The organism is Legionella sp., assembly GCF_049790535.1.
GTDB lineage: Bacteria > Pseudomonadota > Gammaproteobacteria > Legionellales > Legionellaceae > Legionella.
Window position 1 is genome coordinate 1 of the sequence record NZ_JBAQZB010000106.1, and the last position, 2757, is coordinate 2757.

Genomic DNA, 2757 nt, shown 5'->3' on the forward strand with positions numbered 1-2757 from the left:
AAGAAATAGTGGTTAAAGGAGCTATTTGACCACTCATACTAAAAATACCTTCTGTAATTAATGCTGAATTTGCTGAGTGTGTTATTAACTTATGCTTTAAATCATCTAGGTCATTATGGCAATAACGTGTGTACTTGATTTGAGCCAGAGTTAAACCATCATAAATTGATGCGTGAACTGCTTTATCAATAAAACAATGAGCTTGTAATTCACCAAGCAATGCAGTAACAGCAAGATTTGCAGCATATCCTGAAGTAAATAAAATACATTCATCTACAGCTAATAAGTCAGCAAATGCCTGTTCCACAGCACGATGATTTTTATGATAACCACTCAGTAACATTGAGGCACCACTTCCAGCGGGATAAACAGCATAACCCTGTTGATAAGCCGCTGAAATACAGTTATGTTCAGCTAATGATAAATAATCATTACTATCAAAATGAATTAGTTGAGAATCATCCGATAACGACCGTCTTCTCAATAGTCCCTGTTGCCTCAATTGAGAAGTATAGTTTTTAATTTTTTTATTTAAAAACATGGAAATTTCAATTAAACCATTTCGGTCAAACCAAGTTTGTTAAAAAGCACTTTGTCCTTAATACGCTGTGGATTTTCTTCGGTTAATAACTTATCACCTATAAACACAGAATTTGCTCCTGCAAAATAACAAAGTGCCTGTAGCTCATCACTCATTTCTGTTCTCCCTGCGGTCAAACGTATAGCGCTTTGTGGCATCAATATTCGTGCAGTGGCAATGGTACGAACCAACTCAAGTCCTTCGACTTGAGGAGCCTTGGAAAGTGGTGTACCCTCAACAGGAATTAAACGGTTAATTGGTACGCTTTCTGGTGGTGTTTCCAAATGAGCTAATGTAAATAAGAACTCAATGCGATCCTCACGCATCTCACCCAAACCCAAGATCCCTCCACAACAAACATTAATTCCTGCAGTACGAACATTATCCAACGTTTCTAAACGATCGCTAAATTTGCGTGTCGTCACTACTTTTTCATAATAAGAGGGAGAGGTATCAATATTATGATTATAATAATCAAGCCCCGCTTCTTTTAAACCCATCGCCTGCTCTTTATTTATCATCCCTAAAGTCATACAGGTTTCCATACCTAAAGCCTTTACTCCTTCAATCATCTCTTTTAGTTGAGGCATGGCTTTATCCGGGGGACAACGCCAGGCAGCACCCATACAAAAACGCGTGGCACCACCTTCTTTAGCCTCTTGAGCACTTTTTAGTACATCAGCAAGAGACATCAGTTTTTCTTTTTCAACATGGGTTTTATGATGTCCACTCTGAGAGCAATACCCACAATCTTCTGGACAAGCTCCAGTTTTGATGCTCAACAAAGTTGCAAATTGCAATGAATTTGCATCATGATTTTCTCGATGCGTTGTATGTGCCTGATTTAATAGATCATTAAATGGCTGTTCATAAAGTGTCGTAATTTCAGAAATTGTCCATTGTTTTTTAATTTGTGTCACAAATAGCCCCTATTATTTATAATATCGAACATGATAAAGTTGTCTCTAATCTTGTCAACCAAATTTTTTAAAATGGTCAACATAAACCAATTAATTACTCGCGATTTAAAACATATATGGCATCCATGTGCTCAAATGAAAGACTTTGAAACCTGTCCACCACTTATCATTGATCGTGCGCAGGGTAGCTACCTTTATACAAACCAAGGACCACTCATCGATGCAATTTCTAGTTGGTGGTGTAAATCCTTAGGTCACGGACATCCAGTTGTCATTGCTGCAATAACTAAGCAGCTCAATCGCTTTGAACATGTAATTGCGGCAAATACGACTCATCCTTCTTTGGTTAAGTTAGGTGAAGAATTAACCAAAATTACTAAGAAACAACATGTTTTCTTTGCCAGTGATGGTTCCAGCGCCGTTGAAATCGCACTGAAATTAACCATTCATGCCAATCAGATTAATGGCTTTAAACAGAAAAACGAATTTGTTGCTCTTAAAAATGGTTATCACGGTGAAACACTTGCCGCTATGGGAGTCAGTGATTTAGGACTGTATAAAGCACCTTATGAATCCTATGGTGTTCCTTGCCATTTTATTGAAATCATTCCTTATCTTCATGGAAAAAATGATCCCTTATGGGAAAATTGTGATAGTTATTGGCAAATTGTAGAAAAACAATTAAATGCCATCAGTGATAAAGTATGCGCTATTATTCTTGAGCCAGTAATACAAGGAGCTGGGGGAATGTTATGCTACAGCCCTGATTTTTTAAAAAAATTGTCTGCATGGGCAAAAATAAAGAAAATTTACCTTATTGCTGATGAAATTATGACCGGCCTCGGACGTACAGGTGAATGGCTAGCATGCAATCACGCTGGAATTGAACCGGATCTGATATGTTTATCTAAAGGGTTAACTTCTGGCTCTATTCCACTTAGCTGTGTCATGATTGATCATTCACTATTTGAACTTTTTTATGATGATTATGGCAGCGGTAAATCATTTTTACATTCACATACGTACAGTGGTAATTCTCTTGCTGTCAGTGCAGCTCTGGCCACTCTTAAAGTAATGCATGATGAAGAAATTATCCAACAAGCCCAATTATTAGGTGAATACATGCTTCAATGTCTCAACGAAGTAGCACAATTATCTGGTAGATTAACCAATGTTCGCGGTGTCGGAGCAGTCGTTGCTGCAGATCTTGAACATACAAACCAAAATCGTATTGGAAACACAATATATCAACAGGCC

Annotated in this window: 3 protein-coding genes; 1 reads left to right on the forward strand and 2 read right to left on the reverse strand. The window is 37.6% G+C overall.

All coding sequences use genetic code 11. The features are described from left to right. Both WA877_RS06380 and bioB read right to left on the reverse strand, forming a co-directional pair. Positions 1-541: aminotransferase class I/II-fold pyridoxal phosphate-dependent enzyme (locus WA877_RS06380; protein WP_425170091.1), on the reverse strand; the 541-nt coding region annotated here is incomplete at its 3' end. A gap of 11 nt (positions 542-552) precedes the next feature. Beyond that, positions 553-1500: a biotin synthase BioB gene (bioB, locus tag WA877_RS06385; RefSeq protein WP_425170092.1), complete on the reverse strand. Its 948-nt coding sequence runs from the start codon at positions 1498-1500 to the stop codon at positions 553-555. A gap of 72 nt (positions 1501-1572) precedes the next feature. Between bioB and bioA the strand changes: the two genes are divergently transcribed. Next, on the forward strand, positions 1573-2757 hold a 1185-nt coding region (gene bioA, locus WA877_RS06390; protein ID WP_425170093.1), incomplete at its 3' end, for an adenosylmethionine--8-amino-7-oxononanoate transaminase.